2 protein-coding genes are annotated in these 3,163 nt (G+C 73.7%); one reads left to right on the top strand and one right to left on the bottom strand.

The window, feature by feature from the left end:
• Window positions 1-285 precede the first annotated feature (285 nt).
• Window positions 286-2,388 (bottom strand): HelD family protein, encoded by a 2,103-nt coding sequence (locus IH13_RS0105470; RefSeq protein WP_031081480.1) that lies wholly within the window; start codon window positions 2,386-2,388, stop codon window positions 286-288.
• 353 nt (window positions 2,389-2,741) lie between these two features.
• Between IH13_RS0105470 and IH13_RS0105475 the strand changes: the two genes are divergently transcribed.
• The gene (locus IH13_RS0105475; protein WP_031081481.1) at window positions 2,742-2,933 is read left to right on the top strand and encodes a hypothetical protein; all 192 of its coding nucleotides are present in this window, start codon (window positions 2,742-2,744) and stop codon (window positions 2,931-2,933) included.
• Window positions 2,934-3,163: the final 230 nt, after the last annotated feature.

The following is a 3,163-nucleotide window of genomic DNA, read 5'->3' on the forward strand; positions in this document are numbered from 1 at the left end:
CTGCCGCTCCCCCCGGCCCCCGCCAGGCCGGGTCGCGACGCACGGGAACTTACCGCGTGTGCGGTTCGTCACTCTGTGTGAGCGACAGGGAGGGGTGGATCGATGAAGAGCACACCGGGTGAAGAGAGCACGCCGCCGGGACCGGCCGTCCGAAGGCCGGGCCTGGCGTGGCAGGTCCTGGCGCGGCCGGGCCCGGTGCGTCCGGCCCCGCCGGGGACGCCCCCGGCCCGGCCGGCCCGGACGCTCCCGGCCCTGGTGTGGCCGGGCTCCGCACGGTCAGTCCCGTCACCGTCGGCAGAGCTGCTCCGGCAGGGGTGCCGCGTGCAGCACCACCAGGCCCGACACCGCCCGGGTCAGCGCCACGTACAGGCGGCGGAGCCCCGTGCGTTCGTCGGGTTCGCCGTCGACCACGGCGGCCGGTTCGTCCAGCACCACGTAGTCGTACTCCAAACCCTTCGCGAGCGAGGCCGGGACCAGCGTCAGGCGGGAGGCGGCCGTGGTCTCCTCGCCGGGGGAGAGCGGAGTGTGGCCCGCCGCCGCGAGCGCGGCGGCCAGGAAGGGGACGCGGGCGTCGGCGGCGATCAGGCCGATCGAGCCCTCGTGGCGCAGCGACTCCTCGCAGGCCGCGACCACCGCCGCGTCCAGGGCGTCAGAGCCCGCCACCTCGCGCACGGCCAGCGAACCGGGCGTCTCACGCACCGACTCCACCGGGGCCAGGCCGGGGGAGATCGCGGGGAGCAGCCGGGAGGCGTACGCGATCACCTCGCGCGGCACTCGGAAGCCCGCCGTCAGCTCCTCCACCACCGCGTCCGTCTTGCCGAGGTGGAACAGCGCCTGTTCCCAGCTCTCCGTCGACCACGGTGTCGTCCCCTGGGCGAGGTCGCCCAGCACGGTCGCCGATCCCGTGGAGCAGCGCCGGCCCACCGCGCGGTACTGCATCGGCGACAGGTCCTGGGCCTCGTCGACGACGACGTGGCCCAGCGAGTGGGTGCGGGCCACCAGGTCGGTCGCCTCGTCGATGAGGACCGCGTCGGCCGCCGTCCACTTCGCCGACTTCACGCTGCGGGCGGGCTTCGCCATCAGGATCCGCTTCCGCTCCTCCTCGGTGAGAATCCCTTCCGCGTGTGCGTCCAGGAACGCCGCGTCCGTCAGCAGCCGCAGCACCAGCTTCGCCGGGTCCACCGCCGGCCAGATCGCCTTCACGGCCGCCTTGACCGCCGGATTGCGGGCCACCGCGTTCTGCACCCGGTCGTCGGGCGCCTCCCCGGCCTCCTCCATCCGTACGAGGACGGCGTGCGCGATCCGCTGCGGGAGCGCCTCGTGGGCCGCGCCGTACCGCATGTCGCGGGCCAGCAGTTCGGTCACCATCTCCTCGATCTCGTACGCCGGAACACGCCAGCGCCGCGAGCCGCGCACCACGACGACCGGTTCCGAGGGCGGGGTGACGTGGGAGCGGATCGCCCGCCGCAGCACCTCGGCCATCCGGGCGTCGCCCTTCACCACGGCGGCGGCCGCCTCGTCCGTGCCGCGCACCTCGACCTGGGCCGTCACCAGGTCCTCGACGGTGGCCTGTTTCACCTCCAGCTCACCGAGCGCGGGAAGGACCTGCTCGATGTAGTGGAGGAAGGACCGGTTCGGGCCGATGACGAGGGTGCCGGTCCGGGCCAGCCGCTCACGGTGCGCGTACAGCAGGTAGGCGACACGGTGCAGGCCCACGGCCGTCTTCCCGGTGCCGGGGCCACCCTGCACACAGACCGTCCCGCCCAGTCCGCTGCGGACGATCTCGTCCTGCTCCGGCTGGATCGTCGCCACGATGTCGCGCATCGGGCCGACGCGGGGCCGCTCGATCTCCGCCTGGAGCAGCTTGCTGGTCTGCTCGGTCTCGGCCGGATCGGTGAGGTGCTCGTCCTCGTAGGCGGTCAGTTCACCGCCCGTGTAGCCGAACCGACGCCGCCGGTCGACATCCAGCGGGTTGTTCCGGGACGCCTGGTAGAAGGGCTGGGAGACCGGGGCACGCCAGTCGATGACCATGGGGTCGCCGTGGGCGTCGTGGACGTGGCGGCGGCCGATGTAGAACTGTTCGCCCTCGCCGCCTTCCGCGGCCTCACCGGTGACCGTGTGCAGATAGTCGAGCCGGCCGAAGAACAGGGGGGTGTGCGCGAGATCGGCGAGCGCCTTGATGCGGTCGTCCATCTGGGCCTGCAGGACGGCGGCGTTGACCCAGTTCGCGGTGACGTCGCGGATGTCGAGGGCCTGCACGTCCTCGCGCATGGCGCGCAGGGCGGCCCGGGACGCGGCCAGATGGGCGCGTTCGCTCGCGAGGGGATGATCGCCGGGTGTTCCGGCCGTTGCCGTCTGGGGTTCGGTTGTCGCTTCGTGCGCGGGCACGGTGTTGCCTCCGGCTTTCGACACAGGACGGCGGACCGTGCACACCGCACAGCCCGCTGGGGACTTTCACAGATGCGTACACGGGGACCGCGTACGGCTGGTGTCGGCCGGTTTCCGTCCGGTCGGCGGCGCTCCCCCGGCTGCCGACCGCTGCTGGGGCGGGCCGGTACCACGGTGCGGGAGGCGGGCAGACCGGCGATTGTAGCGATCCCGGGATGCCGGGGCGAACGAATAAGGGTGCGCCCCTCCTTCCCGTAGGGGACGGCATGGGACCTGGGGCCTACCCGCGCCGGCATCCGCTTCCGCCCTCGGGCCGATGTCCCGGGTGGTGGGCTCGACACACCATGGAACACATGAGCACCGCATACCTGAACCCCCGCAGGACCGGCCCCGCGCACGGCAGGAGCGCGGCCACCGGTCACCCACGCAGTCACCGCCTCGGGGACGCCGTGCGCGCCGTCGGCGTCTTCGCGCGCACCGCCTTCGGGGTGGCCGTCCTCGGTGAGTTCGCCGAGGAGGCCGACGTCGTCCGCCGTCACCGCTGAACCGCCCCGAGGGCCGGACCCACGTCTTTGGGCCGGGCTCAGCTCTCCCGCCGGGCGCGGCTCTCCGGGCGGGCTCAGCTCTCCGCCGGGCGCGGCCCTTTGGGCGGGCTCAGCTCACGCCGGGCTCGGCCCGCAGGCTCGGGCCCAGCTCTCCTACCGGGCTCGGCCCGCAGGCTCGGGCCCAGCTCTCCCGCCGGGCGCGGCCCTTTGGGCGGGCTCAGCTCACGCCG

The organism is Streptomyces sp. NRRL WC-3549 (genome assembly GCF_000721935.1).
Lineage (GTDB): Bacteria > Actinomycetota > Actinomycetes > Streptomycetales > Streptomycetaceae > Streptomyces.